The sequence below is a fragment of the Pseudomonas sp. NLJ1 genome, from assembly GCF_049486705.1.
Classification (GTDB): domain Bacteria; phylum Pseudomonadota; class Gammaproteobacteria; order Pseudomonadales; family Pseudomonadaceae; genus Aquipseudomonas; species Aquipseudomonas inefficax.
This window is the reverse complement of the sequence record NZ_CP137735.1, coordinates 4,616,190-4,633,600: the sequence shown is the minus strand read 5'-3', so window position 1 is coordinate 4,633,600 and position 17,411 is coordinate 4,616,190. Positions and strand designations below refer to the sequence as shown.

Here is a 17,411-nt window from a genome sequence, read left to right as displayed (position 1 = left end):
AAGGGAGCTAACGCCCATGCAAGCCGTCCGCAGCATCCTCGTCGTCCTTGACCCCGAGCACGCCCACAGCCGGGCGCTGACCCGGGCCAAGCTGATCGCCGGCCTCACCGGCGCCCGCCTGCACCTGCTGATGTGCGACAAAAGGCACGACCACAGCGCGCTGCTGAGCCTGCTGAGCAGCCAACTGCATGATGATGGGTACGACAACGTCACCCATGAAGAGGCTTGGCGCGACAGCCTGCACGACACCATCATCTACGTGCAGCAGGCCGAGGGCTGCGAGCTGGTGATCAAGGAACACCGCCCGGACAACCCGCTGAAAAAGGCCCTTCTCACCCCCAGCGACTGGAAGCTGCTGCGCCAGTGCCCGTGTGCCGTGCTGATGGTCAAGAGCGAGCGGCCGTGGACCGGCGGCAAGATCCTGGCCGCGGTGGACGTAGGTAACCAGGACGAAGACCACCGCCGCCTGCATGCCAGCATCATCGACCATGGTTTCGAGATTGCCAAACTGGCCAAGGGTGAGTTGCACGTCATCAGCGCCCATCCGTCGCCGATGCTGTCGGCATCGGACCCGGTGTACCAGCTGAGCGAGACCATCGAAAAGCGCTACCGCGACGCTTGCAAGGCGTTCCAGGCAGAGTACGACATCAGCGAAGACCGCCTGCATGTGGCCGAAGGGCCGGCGGATGTGCTGATTCCGCATACCGAGAAGAAGCTGGATGCGGTGGTGACGGTGATCGGCACGGTGTGCCGCACGGGGATTTCCGGGGCATTGATTGGTAATACCTCGGAGGTGGTGCTGGATGCGCTGGAGGGGGATGTGCTGGTGCTCAAGAGCGAGGAGGCAATTGCCCACCTGGCGGAATTGGCCCGCGGCTGAGTTTGCCTTCCTCAGGAGGACACATGATTCCTTGAAATTGCAGGGCCCCTGTGGGAGCGGGTTTACCCGCGAAAGCGGCGGTGAGTCCAACGACGCATTCGCGGGTAAACCCGCTCCCACAGGAGATTTCTTACAAGAAATCTCTAGGCCAACGCCTCTTGGACCTTCGGGTCCAGCCCTTCTCCTGCATTGGCCTCGATCCATTGCGCCAGCTGCCGACGCATCGCCGGCGTCCAGAAGCTCTGCAGATGCTGGCGTACCCCTTGCACCGCCAGCGCCCGGTCTGGCTCGCTGTCGAAGTAATGGGCAATCTGGTTGGCCATCTTGACCAGGCTCTCACTGCTCATCGGCGCACCTCGGCTTTTTCCGCAATACGGCGCTCCTTCAGCAAGCGCTGCTGCTCGTCACTGAAGTCCTGATAGCGCTTCTGCCACTGCGAAGGCTGGAACACTTTCACCACCTCCACCGCCGTCACCTTGTACTCCGGGCAGTTGGTGGCCCAGTCGGAGTTGTCGGTGGTAATCACGTTGGCCCCCGACTCGGGGAAGTGGAACGTGGTGTACACCACGCCCGGCGCTACCCGTGCACTGACCTTGGCGCGCAGCACCGTCTGCCCGGCGCGGCTGCCGATACCGACCCAGTCACCGTCCTGGATGCCACGGCTCTCGGCATCGGTCGGGTGAATTTCCAGGCGGTCGGCGTCATGCCAGGCAACGTTGCCGGTACGCCGGGTCTGGGCGCCGACGTTGTACTGGCTGAGGATGCGGCCGGTGGTCAGCAGCAGCGGGTAGCGGTTGTTGACCTTCTCTTCGGTGGGCACGTAGCCGGTGAGCATGAAGCGCCCCTTGCCACGTACGAACTGGTCGATGTGCATGGTCGGCGTGCCATCCGGCGCTGCGTCGTTACACGGCCACTGCAGGCTGCCGTGGCGGTCGATCTCGGCGTAGCTGACGCGGTGGAAGGTAGGCGTCAGGCGGGCGATCTCGTCCATGATCTCGGACGGGTGGCGGTAGTTCATCGGGTACCCCAGGGCATTGGCCAGGGCCACGGTCGCCTCCCAGTCAGCCTTGCCAGCCAGCGGCTCCATCACCTTTCGCACCCGCGAAATGCGCCGCTCGGCGTTGGTGAAGGTGCCGTCTTTTTCGAGGAACGAGCTGCCCGGCAGGAACACATGGGCGAACTTGGCTGTTTCGTTGAGGAAGATGTCCTGCACCACCACGCACTCCATGGCCAGCAGGGCTGCGGTGACGTGCTGGGTGTTGGGGTCGCTCTGGGCAATGTCCTCGCCCTGGCAGTACAAGGCCTTGAAGCTGCCATCCAGCGCCGCCTCGAACATGTTGGGGATGCGCAGGCCCGGGTCGGGCTGCAGGGTCACGCCCCAGGCACGCTCGAACTCGGCGCGCACGCCTTCGTTGGAAATGTGCCGGTAGCCAGGCAGTTCGTGAGGGAACGAGCCCATGTCGCACGAGCCCTGCACGTTGTTCTGCCCGCGCAGCGGGTTCACCCCTACCCCTTCACGGCCGATGTTGCCGGTGGCCATGGCCAGGTTGGCGATACCCATCACCGCGGTGCTGCCCTGGCTGTGCTCGGTCACGCCCAGGCCGTAGTAGATCGCCGCGTTGCCGCCGGTGGCGTACAGCCGGGCGGCGGCGCGGATCTGCTCGGCAGGCACGCCGCAGACCGGGCCAAGCACTTCGGGGGCGTTTTCCGCCAGGCTGACGAAGTCGCGCCAGCGGGCAAAATCCTCGGTTTCGCAGCGGGCATCGATGAAGCGCTGGGCCAGCAGGCCTTCGGTGACGATCACGTGGGCCAGGGCATTGAGCATGGCCACGTTGGTGCCGGGGCGCAGTTGCAGGTGCAGCTCGGCGCGGGCGTGCGGCGAATCGACCAGGTCGATGCGCCGCGGGTCGATCACGATCAGCCGCGCACCCTGACGCAGGCGGCGCTTGAGCTGCGAGCCGAATACCGGGTGGGCGTCGGTGGGGTTGGCGCCGATCACCAGCACCACGTCGGCCTGCATCACCGAGTCGAAGCTCTGCGTACCAGCCGATTCACCCAGGGTCTGCTTCAGGCCATAGCCGGTGGGCGAATGGCATACCCGTGCGCAGGTGTCGACGTTGTTGTTGCCGAACGCCGTGCGCACCAGTTTCTGCACCAGGTAGGCTTCTTCGTTGGTGCAGCGGCTGGAGGTGATGCCGCCGATGGAATCGCGACCGTACTTCAGCTGGATGCGGCGGAACTCGCTGGCGGCGTAGGTTACCGCCTCGTCCCAGCTGACTTCCTGCCACGGGTCTTCCAGGCGCTTGCGGATCATCGGCTTGGTGATGCGGTCCGGGTGGGTGGCGTAGCCCCAGGCGAAGCGGCCCTTGACGCAGGCGTGGCCGTGGTTGGCGCCGCCGTTCTTGTCGGGGACCATGCGCACCAACTGGTCGCCCTTCATTTCGGCACGGAACGAGCAGCCGACGCCGCAGTAGGCGCAGGTGGTGATGACCGCACGCTCGGGCTGGCCCAGCTGCACCAGGCTCTTTTCCGTCAGGGTCGCGGTCGGGCAAGCCTGTACGCAGGCGCCGCACGACACGCATTCCGAGGCAAGGAAGTTTTCCCCACCCGCCGCCGCTACGCGCGATTCGAAGCCGCGCCCGGTGATAGTCAGGGCGAAGGTGCCCTGGATGTCCTCGCAGGCGCGCACGCAGCGGCTGCAGACGATGCACTTGCTTGGCTCGTAGTCGAAATACGGGTTGGATACGTCCTTCTTCTCGGCCAGGTGGTTGGCACCGTCATAGCCGTAGCGAACCTCGCGCAGGCCCACCTGGCCGGCCACGGTCTGCAGCTCGCAGTTGCCGTTGGCCGAACAGGTCAGGCAGTCCAGCGGGTGGTCGGAGATATACAGCTCCATCACGTTGCGGCGCAAACCGGCCAGGCGCGGGGTTTCGGTGTGCACCACCATGCCTTCGCTGACCGGGGTGGTGCAGGAGGCCGGGTAACCGCGCATGCCTTCGATTTCCACCATGCACATGCGGCAAGAGCCGAAGGCTTCGAGGCTGTCGGTGGCGCACAGTTTGGGGATGCTGGTACCGAGCATGGCTGCAGCGCGCATCACCGATGTGCCGGCGGGCACAGTGATGGCACGGCCATCGATGCTCAGGCTGACCTGTACCTCGCTGTCACGGGCCGGGGTGCCGAGGTCGCTGCTTTTATCAGAAGCGGGGTCGAAGAAATTGATCACTGCGCGGCCTCCGTGTGGGTCAGCCCGAAATCGGCGGGGAAGTACTTCAACGCGCTGGCCACCGGATAGGCAGTCATGCCGCCCATGGCGCACAGCGAGCCGTACTGCATGGTGTCGCACAGGTCACGCAGCAACAGCGCGTGGTCGTGGCGTTCGGTCATGTCGCTGGTGGCGATCAACCGGTCGACCACTTCCATGCCTCGGGTCGAGCCGATGCGGCACGGGGTGCACTTGCCACAGGACTCCTCGGCACAGAACTGCAGGGCGAAGCGCGCCATGCTGGCCATGTTCAGGGTGTCATCGGCCACTACCACACCACCATGGCCGAGCATCGCGCCCATGGCGGCGAAGGCTTCATAGTCCAGCGGCGTGTCGAAGTGGCTTGGCGGTACCCAGGCACCGAGTGGGCCACCAACCTGCGCGGCCTTCAGCGGCCGGCCGCTGGCCGTGCCGCCGCCATAGCCTTCCACCAGCTCGCGCAGGGTCAGGCCGAAGGCGCGCTCCACCAGGCCGCCCTGACGGATGTTGCCGGCCAGCTGGAACGGCATGGTGCCCAGCGAGCGGCCCATGCCGAAGTCGCGATAAAACGCCGCGCCCTTGGCCATGATGATGGGTACCGAGGCCAGGGTGAGTACGTTGTGCACCAGCGTCGGCAGGCCAAACAGGCCCTGCAGCGCAGGCAGCGGAGGCTTGGCGCGGACGATGCCGCGCTTGCCTTCGATGGATTCGAGCAGCGCGGTTTCTTCGCCGCAGATATAGGCGCCGGCGCCGACCCGCACTTCCAGGTCGAAGGCCTGGCCGCTGCCGGCCACGTCGCTGCCGAGGTAGCCGGCGTCACGGGCAATGGCGAAGGCCTGGTCGAGCACGCGGATGGCGTCTGGGTATTCCGAACGCACATAGATGTAGCCCTTGTCGGCACCCACGGCGAGGCCGGCAATGATCATGCCTTCGATCAGCAGGAACGGGTCGCCTTCCATCAGCATGCGGTCGGCAAAGGTACCGGAGTCACCCTCGTCGGCGTTGCACACCACGTACTTCTGCCCGGCTCCGGCGTCACGCACGGTGCGCCACTTGATGCCGGCCGGGAACGCCGCACCGCCGCGGCCGCGCAAGCCGGAATCGAGCACGGCGGCGACCACCTCGGCGCCGTCCATGGCCACGGCCGCTTCAAGGCCGGCGAAACCGCCATGGGCGCGGTAGTCGTCCAGCGACAATGGGCGGGTGATGCCGGCGCGGGCGAACAGCAGGCGCTGCTGGGTCTTGAGGTAAGGGAGGTCTTCGACCGGCCCCAGCGCCAGCGAGTGGCCATCGGCTTCACTGGCGAGGGCGTCGAGCAAGGACGGCACATCTTCCGGGGTGACCGGGCCGAAACCCAGGCGCCCTTGCGCGCTGTCGCACTCCAGCAGCGGCTCCAGCCAGTACAGCCCGCGGGAACTGGTGCGCTGGATGTCCAGCGGCAGCTGACGGCGCTCGGCCTCCCGCTGCAAGGCATCGGCGACCTGGTCGGCGCCGACGGCGCGGGCTACAGAGTCGCAGGGGATATACAGCTTCAGCATGCTGCGTCCTCCTGGCAGGCGTTGACCAGCGCGCGCAGGCGCTCAGGGGTAAGGCGCGCATGCACCTGGCCGTCCAGTTCCAGCGCTGGCGAGCAGGCACAAGCCCCCAGGCAGTACACCGGGCGCAGGCTGATGGCGCCGTCGGCGCTGGTGCCGTGGTCGTCCAGCGCCAGCTGTTCGCGCAGCTGTGCGGCCAGCGCCTCGGCGCCCCGGCTCTGGCACGACTCGGCGCGGCACAGGCGCAGGGTGTGGCGCGCCGGTGGCGTGGTGCGGAAATCGTGGTAGAAGCTGATCACCCCACGCACCTCGGCCAGGCTGAGGTTCAGGGCATGGGCAATTTCGGCGACAGCGGCATCGGGGATGTAGCCGATGTCGTGCTGGATGGCATGCAGGATCGGCAACAGCGCGCCGGGGGTATCCTTGTCACGGGCCAGAATGCGGTGGATCACAGGCAGGTGGAGCAATTCATCAGGCATACAGCGGACCTCGGCATCACGGACCCTGCCTGAATTGTTGTGAGGGCAGGTATCCGGCGTGTTCTGCTGCGGCGCGCCGGCCACGTCACGGTTGCGTGGTGCCAGCGGCCTCCTTGCCTGCGGCCGCACGTCTGCGCGCACTGGTCCGAGGCATCCTGCAAGCATGGCACTTGTGGCGCCCGGGGATTGCGTGCGAACGACCAGGCGCATCCTGAAACCGACGCGGGTTGTTTCTGGCCTTATGCAGTCTGCCGCGCTGTGGCTTAGAGAACTGAATGCGCAAGCGGTCCGCGTACCCTGTGGGAGCGGGCGCGCCCGCGAAGAATCCAACGCTGTGCATGGCACCGGCTGCGCCGGTGTTCGCGGCTAAAGCCGCTCCCACAGGGTGCTCCGGCAGCCCAAGGAATGCGCCATACCTGTGGGAGCGGGCGCGCCCGTGAAGAATCCAACGCGGTACATGGCACCGGCTGCGCCGGTGTTCGCGGGCATGCCCGCTCCCACGGGGTGCTCCGGCAGCCCAAGGCAAGGTGCCGAGCCCGCCCTGCGCCCGGTTTCAGGCCACAGCCTTGTCCACGCTGCGCCCGGCCTCCAGTTCACGCACCAGCGGCAGCACATGTTCGCCGAAGTACGCTACCTCCTCCTGGAAGTGCAGGAACCCGGACAAGATCAGATCCACACCCACTGCCTTCAGCGCAACGATGCGCTCGGCAATCTGCCGCGGTGTGCCGATCAGGTTGGTCTTGAAGCCATCGTTGTACTGCACCAGGTCTTCGAAGCTGGACCTGGCCCAGTTGCCCTCACCCTCCGGGCTGGCAGAACCGGCATGCTTCACTTCCTGGCCAAACGCCCGCACCGCCTCGGGGTTGGCCTTGTCGATGATTTCCTGCAGCACCGCGCGCGCCTGCTCTTCGGTGTCGCGAGCGATGATGAAGGCGTTGACTCCGATCTTCACCGAATGGCCGTTGGCCGCCGCCTTGGCGCGGATATCGTCGACCTGCGCCTTGATCCCTTCCACGCTGTTGCCGTTGGTGAAGTACCAGTCCGACACGCGCGCCGCCATGTCCCTTGCGGCGCGCGAGCTGCCGCCCTGGAAAATCTCCGGGTGCGGCTGCTGCAGCGGCTTGGGTTTGAGGTTGTAGTTACGAAAGCGATAGAAGTCGCCGTTGAAGGTGAAGTTGTCCTGGGTCCAGATGCCCTTCAGCGCACGGATGAATTCCTCGGAACGGCGATAGCGTTCGTCGTGGTCCAGCCAGGGTTCGCCGATGGCGTGGAACTCGCCCTTGAACCAGCCCGAGACCACGTTGATGGCGATGCGGCCGTTGGTGAACTGGTCGATGCTCGCCAGCTGCTTGGCCGCCAGCGCCGGGTTCCACGGGCCCGGCAGGATGGCAGCGATGACCTTGAGCTTTTCCGTGGCAGCGAGCAGCGCGTGGCTGATGGTGACCGACTCGTGCTGGTTGTCGGCGCCGTAGCCGGCGGTGAACCGGATTTGCGACAGGGCGTAGTCGAAACCGGCCTGTTCGGCGATTTGCGCGAGCTTGCGGTTGTAGTCGATGTCCCAACTGGTGCGCTGTTCGATGGTGCTGACCACCAGGCCACCACTGACGTTGGGGACCCAGTAGGCGAACTTGATCGGGGCTTGGCTCATGGTAAGGCTCCTTGGTGACCCTTGGGTTCAAGGAGACAGGAGCAGCAAACATGCCAGGCTTTAAAGTGCCTTTATTTCAATCGGTTAGTTCAATTTGTCGGCGATGCTGGCTGCATGCGGTCAAACAAGCTGCTGGAACGCTGTTGCCTGCACAACATCGCCGCCCCGGGGGCAGGTCAGCGGTTCTTGCGCATGCCCATATGCGCGTCATCCATCAGCGCCTTGGCCATGTCGCACAGAAAGTGCGAAGCCCAGACCAGCACCGGTTCGTTGTCCATCACCCCGATAAACGATGCTCGCCGTGAGCAATCCATCAATACCGACGCTTGTTCGATGGCATGGTCACAGCAGTTTCCCGCCTCTACGCGGAACAGTTTCTTGCCGTCCAGCACACCGTCCAGGAAGGTGGCCGCGCCTACGGTCAGGCCCAGCGTGCCAGTGTCGTCATCCAATTCCTTGTCCATCTGAAACCCTCTTTTGAATCTGCCGGCCAGTGCGATTTCCCGGTTGCAGTCCCTGGTAGGAAAACCGCACCGCCAGGCTGGCAAAATTTGAAAGTCAGCCCATCAATGCAATGTATGCATCGGCTGCCCGTCTCGAAGCTGCACCTGCGCAATCGCCGACTCCAGCAGCATGCGCACAGCCTCCATTTCATGCATGACCGCCAGGGTCATGATCGTGGCGGGAGATCTGGGCAGCGAGGCTACGGCGTGATGACCTACGGACAAGGCGCAGAGCACGTATTCCGTGGCCTGGGTCAGGGTGTCTTCCAGGTGATGAGATGGGTCGTTTGAGAAAGGTGGATCGGGAACGAGTTTAAGCATGACAGCCTCCAGACAATAACAAGTCGGACCGTCGCCAGATCACTTGCAGATGATAGGGTGGCGGCTACATGCGGGCCTGCAAGACCGGGCTTGGAGGTCGGTTCCCGGCTGGCCCGAAGACCACCCGCACGCAGCCACCATTGAACGAAGCCAACAGCAAACTGAGACCAAACCAAGCAACGGGCTTGCAGACCCGGTCGTTGAATTTGCAACGACAAGGCGAGACTAGGGGGCTCAGGTTTCCATCGCAATGGTGAAACGGCTTGAAAAGGATGATTCAGAAATGGACTACGAGGAAGGGGAAAAATCTGATTAGTTCTTGTAGGAACAACCATTCTCACGGCACAGCAGCAACACGGCGGCGTGGGCTCTCATGGAGCAGCACTAACTCATTGCATTAGCAGGGCCCCTGTGGGAGCGGCTTTAGCCGCGAACACCGGCGCAGCCGGTGCCATGCACCGAGTTGGATTCTTCGCGGCTAAAGCCGCTCCCACATTATCAGCACCGACTTCCAGACATGCACAGGATCAGTAGGAGCAGCCTTGTGCTGCGAAGAGGCCGGTAGGGCAAAAAATCCTCTTTGCCGGTAGCGGCCTCTTCGCAGCACAAGGCTGCTCCTACAGGCAATGAGGCAACCTGATGGGGCAAGACAGTTGCTCCCACAAGTACAGCCCGGCAGCAAACCACCGGGCCGCAAGCCATCAACGTTGCGAATCGAGCACTTCGTGCTCCGTCACGACCTGCTGGGCCTTGGCGTAGCTTTCGATCAGCAGGCGGTAGTGCGGGAAGATCAGGCTGTAGGCCTCGGCCCACTGCGCGGCGTCGGGGCGGTTCCAGGTGCGCTGGATTTCCGAGGCGACTGCGGCGGTGTCCATAGGCACCACGCCGGCCTGGACGACGCGGGCCAGGGTGATTTCCTGGGCGGCCTTGGAATAGGTACCGGAGGCATCGATCACCGCGAACACACGGTAGCCGGCGTTGACTGCGGCGATCGCCGGGAAGGCCATGCACACGCTGGTAATGGTGCCGGCGATGACCAGGGTCTTCTTGCCGGTGGCCTGCACAGCGGCGACAAATTCGGGGTTGTCCCAGGCGTTGATCTCACCCTTGCGCGCCACGTACTGCGCATGGGGCGCAGCCTCGTGTATCTCTGGGATCAGCGGGCCGTTGGGGCCCTGCGGCACCGAGGCGGTAGTGATCACCGGGATCTTCGCCAGGGTGGCGATCCTGGCCAGGGTGATGGCGTTGTTGCGCAGTTCGGTCATGGGCATGTCCTTGACCGTCTGGAACAGGCCGCTCTGGTGGTCGATGAGCAGCATGGCAGTGTCGTCGGGGTCGATCACCGGGCGCTGGCCGTTGAAGTTGGCAATCTGCGAGAAGTTGGTCATGTCGGTTCTCCTGACAGGGCATCCGGGCCGGGAAACCCGCGCCTCCTGCGCGGGCGTTCATCCGGACCAGGCGTCGCCTAAGTCCGGGGGTGTGACATGGCGGGCCATCTGCCCGAAATGTCCGCTCTGCTATGGAGTCACGATACGGATGGAACAATTGCTTCGGTAGTTGGCAAAAACTACTATCAGTGTTCTGCCAGAGGAACACTGAAATGGAAGACCTCAACGACCTCTACTATTTCGCCCAGGTGGTGGAGCACGGCGGTTTCAACCCGGCCGGCCGCGCACTGGGCGAACCCAAGTCGAAGCTCAGCCGGCGCATTGCCGGGCTGGAGGAGCGCCTGGGCGTGAGGCTGATCCAGCGTTCGACGCGACACTTCTCGGTGACCGAGATCGGCCAGGTGTTCTACCGGCACTGTGTGGCGATGCTGGTGGAAGCGGCGGCGGCCACCGAGGCCGTCGAGCAGCACCGCGCCGAGCCGCGCGGAGTGGTGAACCTGAGCTGTCCCACGGCGCTGCTGAACTTCTGGGTCGGCCCGATGCTGGCGCGATTCATGGTGCGGTACCCGCTGGTGGAGTTGCATGTGCAGAGCACCAACCGCCAGGTGGACCTGATCCCGGAAGGCATCGACATCGCTTTGCGGGTGCGCTTTCCCCCACTGGAGAGCAGTGACCTGGTGATGAAGGTGCTGGGCGAAAGCCGGCAGCATGTGGTGGGCGCCCCGGCATTGCGCGAGCACCTTCCGGCAAGGCCGACCCCTACCGATATTGCTGCCCTGCCGACACTGCACTGGGGCGTTGTACAACGCGAATACTACTGGCAGCTGGATGGCCCCGAGGATGCCAGCGCGCAAGTGCGCTATCAGCCGCGAATGGTCACCGACGACCTTGTCGCCCTGCGCCAGGCCGCGCTTGCGGGAGCCGGTGCGGTGCACATGCCCGCCGTGGTGGTGCGTGAAGACCTGAATGACGGCAAGCTTGTGAACCTGCTGCCAGACTGGGCGCCCCGCACGGGAGTTGTCCATGCCGTCTATGCGTCCCGTCGTGGTCTGCTTCCATCGGTGCGGGCGCTACTGGACTTTCTCGGCGACGAATTTGCCAACAGCGGGATCAGCTAACGGCCTGCCCTGCCGGATGCGCCCAGCACAGCCTTGCGCTGGCGTTTCACCAGGACCTTGCGGCCTGTTTCGACAAATGGCGTGATGACCAGGCTATAGACCGTCAGGTAACGCTGGTGGTCTTGCTCGCCGGTGCCGAAGCGGATGCTTTCAGGCGTCGATGTGGTGACATAGAGCGTGCCGAACATCCAGTCCCAGAGGGACAGGTTGGTGCCGAAGTTGCGGTTGAAATGGCGTGGGGCGTCACTGTGATGGATCTGGTGCTGGGCCGGGCTGTTCAACACATGCTCCAGCTGCGGGCCGAACGACAGCCAGACATGGCTATGCCGCAGGTTGGCCGCCAGGCTGTTGAAGATGAACACCAGGTAGGTCACGCCGAACAGGGTATAGCGGCTGACTTCACCGCCGCACAGGTACCAGAAGCACCCGGCGTAGAGGCCGATGCAAATGCCGGTGCTCAGTTTCTCGACGATCTTTTCCACAAAATGTACCCGGCTCGCCGTCGCCGGCACCAGCACGGGTGCCGAATGATGGACCTTGTGAAAGGCCCAGAGCCAACGGGAGTGGAAGGCCCGGTGCGCCCAGTAATGAATGAAGTCCTTGAGCAGGAACACTCCCAACCCGTAAAGCAGGGACAGGGCGAGGTTCTCGCCCACGCGCGGGCGTGCGCCCCAGAGGTTGCTGAAAAAGGCCAGGTAATCGCCGGAGCGCAGGATGTACGGATCGACCAGCTGGACGACAGGCAGCACCAGCGCAACCTTGAGGATTGCCCGCACGAAGTAGTAGCGGTAATCCAGCAGCGCAGAGGGATGAAGATGTACACGGGCGCCGCCGATGAATTGCCAGAACGAATGGGCGCTGCTCAGGCCGCGCCGCTTCCTGACGCGGAACAGGCCATAGGCTGCACCGTAGGATATGCAAAGGAACAAGGCCCCGAAACGGCCGTTCATATTGAAAATGCCGAGCAACTGGTCGGTAACAGGCGTGATTACCCACTCGGTCAGGTGCTGATAGACAAGCGACAGCGCATCCACGAATCGTCAGCCTCGGCAAAAGGGACGCAATTGTAAATCAGATTTATTTACTCCAGTGGTTTTATGCATGCCCTGGTGCTGCAAGCAACGAGCAGTGGCTTGCACCCGCCCGCAAAAACGCAAGACACGGATTGACAACAGCAGGAGGAAAGACAAGTATCCGGCCGCCTTTATGCGAAGCATTATTATTATCAATACGCTTCTCATCATTGCGCCCGCAAAGTCCATCGAAAGGAGCCAATGGATGTCCGCCTGTTTTTTTCCCCCCGCCTTCAGCATTCGCCAAGCCGCACTAGTGGTGAGCCTTTCGGGTTCGCTGCTGGCCAGTGCCAATGCCTGGGCCGTTCCTGTCAGCTACAGCATCCCGGCGGGGCCGCTGGAGGTTGCAATCAACCAGTTCGCCACGGCAAGCGGGGTGACTGTCAGCGCCAGCAACGAAGAAATCACTGGCCTGCGCAGTGAGGGCCTGCAGGGCAGTTACGAGCTGGAGCAAGGCCTCGCACAACTGCTGCAAGGCAGCGGCCTGCAGGTGCAGCAAGCGGGAGACAAGCACTACATGCTGGCCCGACCCGGCCAGGACGGCACGATGGAACTCGCTGCAACGACGGTCTCCAGCGTAGGGCTGGGTGCCACCACCGAAGGCAGCGGCAGCTACACCACAGGTTCGGCCAATACGGCAACCGGGCTGCGCCTCTCGGCACGCGAGACACCACAGTCGATAAGCGTGGTGACCCGCCAGCAGATCGAAGACCAGAACCTGAACGATGTTGCCCAGGTACTGGAACAGACCCCAGGCGTGGTCGTCGACAGCATGGGGCCGGCCGGCAGCGACGCCAACCATATCTACGTACGTGGTTTTGAAGTCGGCACCATCCAGGTCGACGGCCTCAACCGGCCCAACAGCTTTGGCTTTCGCGATGACCTTGCCGACATGGTGTCGTATGACCGGGTCGAGGTGGTACGCGGTGCCACGGGGCTGATGTCCGGCACCGGTGACCCCGGTGCGACCGTCAACCTGATTCGCAAGAAGCCGACCTTTGAAACGCAACGCAAGCTGACCCTGAAAGCAGGCTCGTGGGACACTTACCGCACCGAGCTGGATGTGTCCGGCAAGCTGTCCGAAAGCGGCCACGTACGCGGGCGCCTCGTGGCCTCGAACACCGACAGCCAGAGCTACGTAGACCGCCAGTCCCTGGAACGGCAGGTGGCCTATGGGGTGCTGGAATGGGATATCACCGACAGCACGATGCTGACCGTGGGGGCCGAATATCAGGAAATGGACAACGACGGCGCCGGTAACCACGGCTTCCCGATGTTCAACTCCGATGGCAGTCACTTCAGCCCTTCCCGCTCGTTCAATTCGGCCTCGGACTGGAGTTATCACAAGCGTCGCACCAAGACCCTGTTCACCACACTGGATCACGACCTGGCCAACGGCTGGCACCTGAAATTCAACGCTGAGCACAGTCGCCGAAGCTACGACGACGTATTTGCCACCGCCGCCAGCGGCACAGTCAACCCTGATGGCAGCGGCATCCAGACCTGGACTGGTCGTTGGGCAGGCGAACCTCGGCAGACCTCGTTCGACCTGTCGGCTTCGGGCCCGTTCGAACTGCTGACGCGCGAGCACCAGGCGTACGTCGGGCTGAGCCACTACCGGGCCTACTACCGCAACGACGGCTACCATCTGTGGACGAGTCAGGATATCGACAACATCCATGACTGGGATGGCTCGTTGCCAATACCTGACGCCATCCACAACAAGACGACGGAAAATGCGCTGGACGAAACCCAGGACGGCCTGGTGGCTTCGGTGCGCTGGAGCCTGGCCGATGACCTGTCGCTGATTACCGGCGCGCGGGTGATCGACTGGCGACGTGACGAAACCGAGGAGCAGTTGGCGAGCGGTGAAACCAAACACACCTCGCGCAGCGAAACCGGGGTCGTCACCCCTTACATCGGGCTGGTTTACGACATCAATGACAACTGGTCGGCCTATGCCAGCTACACCACCATCTTCAACCCGCAAGACAAACAGACTGCATCGGGCAGCTACATCGACCCGTTGGAGGGCGTGAACTACGAGCTGGGCCTGAAGAGCGAGTTCTGGGACAAGCGCCTGACTGCTGCACTCAGCGTGTTCGAAGTGCACCAGGACAACCTGGCCGTGAAGGACGGCGACAAAAAGGCGCCGGACGGCAACCAGGCCTACCGTGCCGAGTCCGGCACCAGGACCCGCGGTTTCGAGATGGAAATGGCGGGCGAGATCCTGCCTGACTGGCAAGTATCGGCCAGCTACACCTATGCCGTGAGCAAGAACTCAGATGGCGACCGCCTGCTCACCGAAGTACCCCGCGACACCCTCAAACTGTTCACCAGCTACCGACTGCAGTCACTGCCACAGTTGAAAGTGGGCGGTGGTGTGCGCTGGCAAGGCTCGGAGTACGAGAAAAACGCAGGCCCCAACCACGAGACCTTCACCCAGGGTGCCTACAGCGTGGTCAACCTCATGGCGCAATATGCCCTCACGCCGCAAACCAGCGTCTCGCTGAACCTCGACAACGTGTTCGACAAGACCTACTACACGGCGATCGGCTCACGTGGCTGGTATGGCAGCCCGCGTAGCGCCACGGCCACCTTGGTGTACGCATTCTGACCCAGGTGGCCTACAAGCGTTTTCTGGCGAACGCAATGCGGTAGCCAGCGCGCCTCATTGATCGGGGTGAACTACCGCTGCGGCCAGTCGACTGATCATGCCGGGACAGTTACGCTGGCGCTTTCCCTTGCACGGAAGCGCCAGCGATCGCACTCACCCTACTGCCCTCCCCTGCGAACACCGCAAGCACCGGTACCATCCACGGTACGGTCAGGACAATCCCGGATACAGCAATCACGGCTAGGCACCTCCATGCCTGAACAACGGATGCTAGCGCTCACCGCACCTTCCGGAGATTCCGCTCGTTGACTGACTCACAGCACAACCCAACCTACGCAAAACGGTTCGAAGCCGTGCTTGCCTACATCGACAGCCACCTCGAAGGTGACCTGTCGGTAACTGCCCTGAGCCGCGTCGCCCACTTCTCGGCATTTCATTTCCATCGGCAGTTCACGGCATACATCGGCGTTCCGGTTTCACGGTATGTGCAACTGATGAGGCTTCGACGCGCGGCGCATCAACTGGTCGCCTCGCCTGCCATCTCGGTGCTGGAAGCAGCTCTCGGCGCCGGCTTCGAAAGCCCCGAAGCCTTTTCCAGGGCCTTCAAGCGTGCTTTTGGCATGGCGCCGAGCGTATTCGCCAAGGCCCCGAACTGGCAGGCCTGGAGTGCGGTTTTCATTGTTCCCCATCATTCCAGGAGCATCACCATGCAGATCCGTATCGTGGATTTCGCCGAAACTCATGTAGCCGCGCTCGAACACCAAGGGGCGCCCAGCCTCATCAGTGAAAGCGTTGCGCGTTTTCGCCAATGGCGCATTCAAAGCGGTCAGTCACCGGTGGCCAGCAGCCGAACCTTCGGCATTCCCCACGACAACCCCGATACCACCCCGGCGCACGCCTTTCGCTTCGCCGTGTGTGGCGAGATAGACGAAGCCGTGCAGCCGAATGATTTTGGCGTGCACGAACGCATCATCCCGGCGGGCCGCTGCGCCGTACTCCGGCATACCGGGTCGCCTGACTACATTGGTGAAACCATCTATCCGGTTTATCGGGACTGGTTGCCTTCGAGTAACGAGGAACTGCGTGACCATCCGTTGTTCTTTCACTATTTGAGCGTGTATCCGGAAACGCCGCTGGAGCAATGGCAAACGGATATCTACGTGCCGCTCAAGTAACTTGGCTAGACGGCCGCCAGGGGTTTTGAGGTATGCCATCTGCGAGACCTTCGTCCGTTTTCGGCTGAGATCGGCGGGAAACGCGTGCCCTATGCCGGAGGTGATCCGGCATAAGGCTGCAGGGCCGCGCATAGATCGAGTCCAGACGGATACCCTGCTCTCTTGATAAACTAGCCGCCTGCCCTAGCAATCACCGATCTCCCGCCGTCGACTTTTGCTACCTCGCGCCCTCGGATTGCTACAAACCCCCTCGAAATTGCTGAATTTGGTACAAGACACGTTGAACGATATGACCACAAACCCAGGCTCTAACCCAGCAACCACGCGCCCTGAGCCTTCCCGTCGCTTCAGCGTTGCACCGATGATGGACTGGACAGACCGCCACTGCCGGTTCTTCCTGCGCCTGCTTTCCAAAAACACCCTGCTGTACACCGAAATGGTCACCACCGGTGCCCTGCTGCACAACGACGCCCAGCGTTTCCTGCGCCACGACGCCTCCGAGCACCCGCTGGCCCTGCAACTGGGCGGCAGTGTGCCGGCCGACCTGGCCGCCTGTGCCCGCCTGGCCGAGGAGGCTGGCTACGACGAGGTCAACCTCAACGTCGGCTGCCCGAGTGACCGGGTGCAGAACAACATGATCGGCGCCTGCCTGATGGCCCACCCGGCGCTGGTGGCCGACTGTGTGAAAGCCATGCGCGATGCGGTGTCTACCCCGATAACGGTCAAGCACCGCATCGGTATCAATGGCCGCGACAGCTACGCCGAGCTGTGCGACTTCGTCGGCCAGGTGCGCGAGGCAGGTTGCCGGAGCTTTACCGTGCATGCGCGCATCGCGATCCTGGAAGGGCTGTCGCCAAAGGAGAACCGTGAGATTCCGCCGCTGCGCTATGACGTGGCGGCGCAGTTGAAGGCGGACTTCCCGGACCTGGAGATCGTGCTCAACGGCGGGATCAAGACCCTGGCCGAGTGCCAGGCACACCTTGAAACCTTCGATGGGGTAATGCTGGGGCGTGAGGCGTACCACAACCCTTACCTGCTGGCCGAGGTGGACCAGCAGCTGTTCGGCAGCGAGGCGGCAGTGGTCAGCCGCAGCGAGGCGCTGGCGCAGTTGCGGCCTTATATCGTCGCGCACATGGAAAGTGGTGGCGCGATGCACCACGTTACCCGGCATATTCTGGGGCTGGCCCAAGGGTTCAAGGGTGCCCGGCGCTTCCGCCAGCTGCTGTCGGCGGATATTCACAAGGCGGCAGAGCCGTTGGCTGTGTTCGACCAGGCGGTGGAGTTGTTGCAGGGGCGGTGATTCAGCAGGCGGGCCTGATCGCCAACAAGCCAGCCCCTGCGGGATGTTGCAGGGGTTCAGATGTATGCAGATTCTGTGGGAGCGGGTTTACCCGCGAAGAAAACAACGCGGTGTGTGGCACCGGCTTCGC

General features: G+C 63.3%; 14 protein-coding genes. 5 read left to right on the top strand and 9 right to left on the bottom strand.

What is annotated here, in order from left to right; translation table 11 throughout:
• Nucleotides 1–16: 16 nt before the first annotated feature.
• Complete coding sequence (locus R9B85_RS20955) at nt 17–880, top strand: universal stress protein (protein WP_112253300.1); 864 nt, start codon at nt 17–19, stop codon at nt 878–880.
• Nucleotides 881–1,023: 143 nt separating this feature from the next.
• Here R9B85_RS20955 and R9B85_RS20950 read toward each other — a convergent pair whose 3' ends face one another.
• The 8 genes from R9B85_RS20950 to R9B85_RS20915 all read right to left on the bottom strand — a co-directional run bounded on the left by R9B85_RS20950 (nt 1,024) and on the right by R9B85_RS20915 (nt 9,998).
• Nucleotides 1,024–1,227: a formate dehydrogenase subunit delta gene (locus R9B85_RS20950; RefSeq protein WP_112253301.1), complete on the bottom strand. Its 204-nt coding sequence runs from the start codon at nt 1,225–1,227 to the stop codon at nt 1,024–1,026.
• On the bottom strand, nt 1,224–4,106 hold the full coding sequence (gene fdhF / locus R9B85_RS20945) for a formate dehydrogenase subunit alpha (protein WP_207878172.1): 2,883 nt from the start codon (nt 4,104–4,106) through the stop codon (nt 1,224–1,226). The genes R9B85_RS20950 and fdhF overlap by 4 nt, the downstream gene beginning before the upstream one ends.
• Nucleotides 4,103–5,662 carry a formate dehydrogenase beta subunit gene (locus tag R9B85_RS20940; protein WP_207878173.1) on the bottom strand — a complete coding sequence of 520 codons (1,560 nt, stop codon included), beginning with the start codon at nt 5,660–5,662 and terminating at the stop codon, nt 4,103–4,105. The genes fdhF and R9B85_RS20940 overlap by 4 nt, the downstream gene beginning before the upstream one ends.
• Nucleotides 5,656–6,138, bottom strand: coding sequence for a formate dehydrogenase subunit gamma (locus R9B85_RS20935; protein ID WP_054572333.1), 483 nt, complete (start codon nt 6,136–6,138; stop codon nt 5,656–5,658). Before R9B85_RS20935 ends, R9B85_RS20940 begins: the two co-directional genes overlap by 7 nt.
• 553 nt (nt 6,139–6,691) lie before the next feature.
• The gene (sfnG, locus tag R9B85_RS20930) at nt 6,692–7,786 is read right to left on the bottom strand and encodes a dimethylsulfone monooxygenase SfnG (RefSeq protein WP_313853700.1); all 1,095 of its coding nucleotides are present in this window, start codon (nt 7,784–7,786) and stop codon (nt 6,692–6,694) included.
• Between the two features lie 176 nt (nt 7,787–7,962).
• Nucleotides 7,963–8,250 (bottom strand): DUF3077 domain-containing protein, encoded by a 288-nt coding sequence (locus R9B85_RS20925; RefSeq protein ID WP_039614149.1) that lies wholly within the window; start codon nt 8,248–8,250, stop codon nt 7,963–7,965.
• A gap of 102 nt (nt 8,251–8,352) precedes the next feature.
• On the bottom strand, nt 8,353–8,610 hold the full coding sequence (locus R9B85_RS20920; protein ID WP_112253305.1) for a hypothetical protein: 258 nt from the start codon (nt 8,608–8,610) through the stop codon (nt 8,353–8,355).
• 701 nt (nt 8,611–9,311) lie between these two features.
• Nucleotides 9,312–9,998 carry a hydrolase gene (locus R9B85_RS20915; RefSeq protein ID WP_112253306.1) on the bottom strand — a complete coding sequence of 229 codons (687 nt, stop codon included), beginning with the start codon at nt 9,996–9,998 and terminating at the stop codon, nt 9,312–9,314.
• 212 nt (nt 9,999–10,210) lie between these two features.
• On the opposite strand from R9B85_RS20915, the gene R9B85_RS20910 reads away from it, so the two are divergent.
• Complete coding sequence (locus R9B85_RS20910; RefSeq protein WP_207878175.1) at nt 10,211–11,116, top strand: LysR family transcriptional regulator; 906 nt, start codon at nt 10,211–10,213, stop codon at nt 11,114–11,116.
• Here the strand turns inward: R9B85_RS20910 and R9B85_RS20905 are convergent.
• On the bottom strand, nt 11,113–12,150 hold the full coding sequence (locus R9B85_RS20905) for a sterol desaturase family protein (RefSeq protein ID WP_313853694.1): 1,038 nt from the start codon (nt 12,148–12,150) through the stop codon (nt 11,113–11,115). The two genes, R9B85_RS20910 and R9B85_RS20905, sit on opposite strands and share 4 nt — an antisense overlap.
• 244 nt (nt 12,151–12,394) lie before the next feature.
• Here R9B85_RS20905 and R9B85_RS20900 point away from each other — a divergent pair, with 244 nt between their 5' ends.
• From R9B85_RS20900 to dusA, 3 genes are all read left to right on the top strand, one after another.
• Nucleotides 12,395–14,806, top strand: coding sequence for a TonB-dependent siderophore receptor (locus R9B85_RS20900; protein WP_423770534.1), 2,412 nt, complete (start codon nt 12,395–12,397; stop codon nt 14,804–14,806).
• Between the two features lie 305 nt (nt 14,807–15,111).
• The gene (locus tag R9B85_RS20895) at nt 15,112–15,981 is read left to right on the top strand and encodes an AraC family transcriptional regulator (protein ID WP_215521161.1); all 870 of its coding nucleotides are present in this window, start codon (nt 15,112–15,114) and stop codon (nt 15,979–15,981) included.
• A gap of 289 nt (nt 15,982–16,270) precedes the next feature.
• Nucleotides 16,271–17,281 (top strand): tRNA dihydrouridine(20/20a) synthase DusA, encoded by a 1,011-nt coding sequence (dusA, locus tag R9B85_RS20890; RefSeq protein WP_215521160.1) that lies wholly within the window; start codon nt 16,271–16,273, stop codon nt 17,279–17,281.
• Nucleotides 17,282–17,411: the final 130 nt, after the last annotated feature.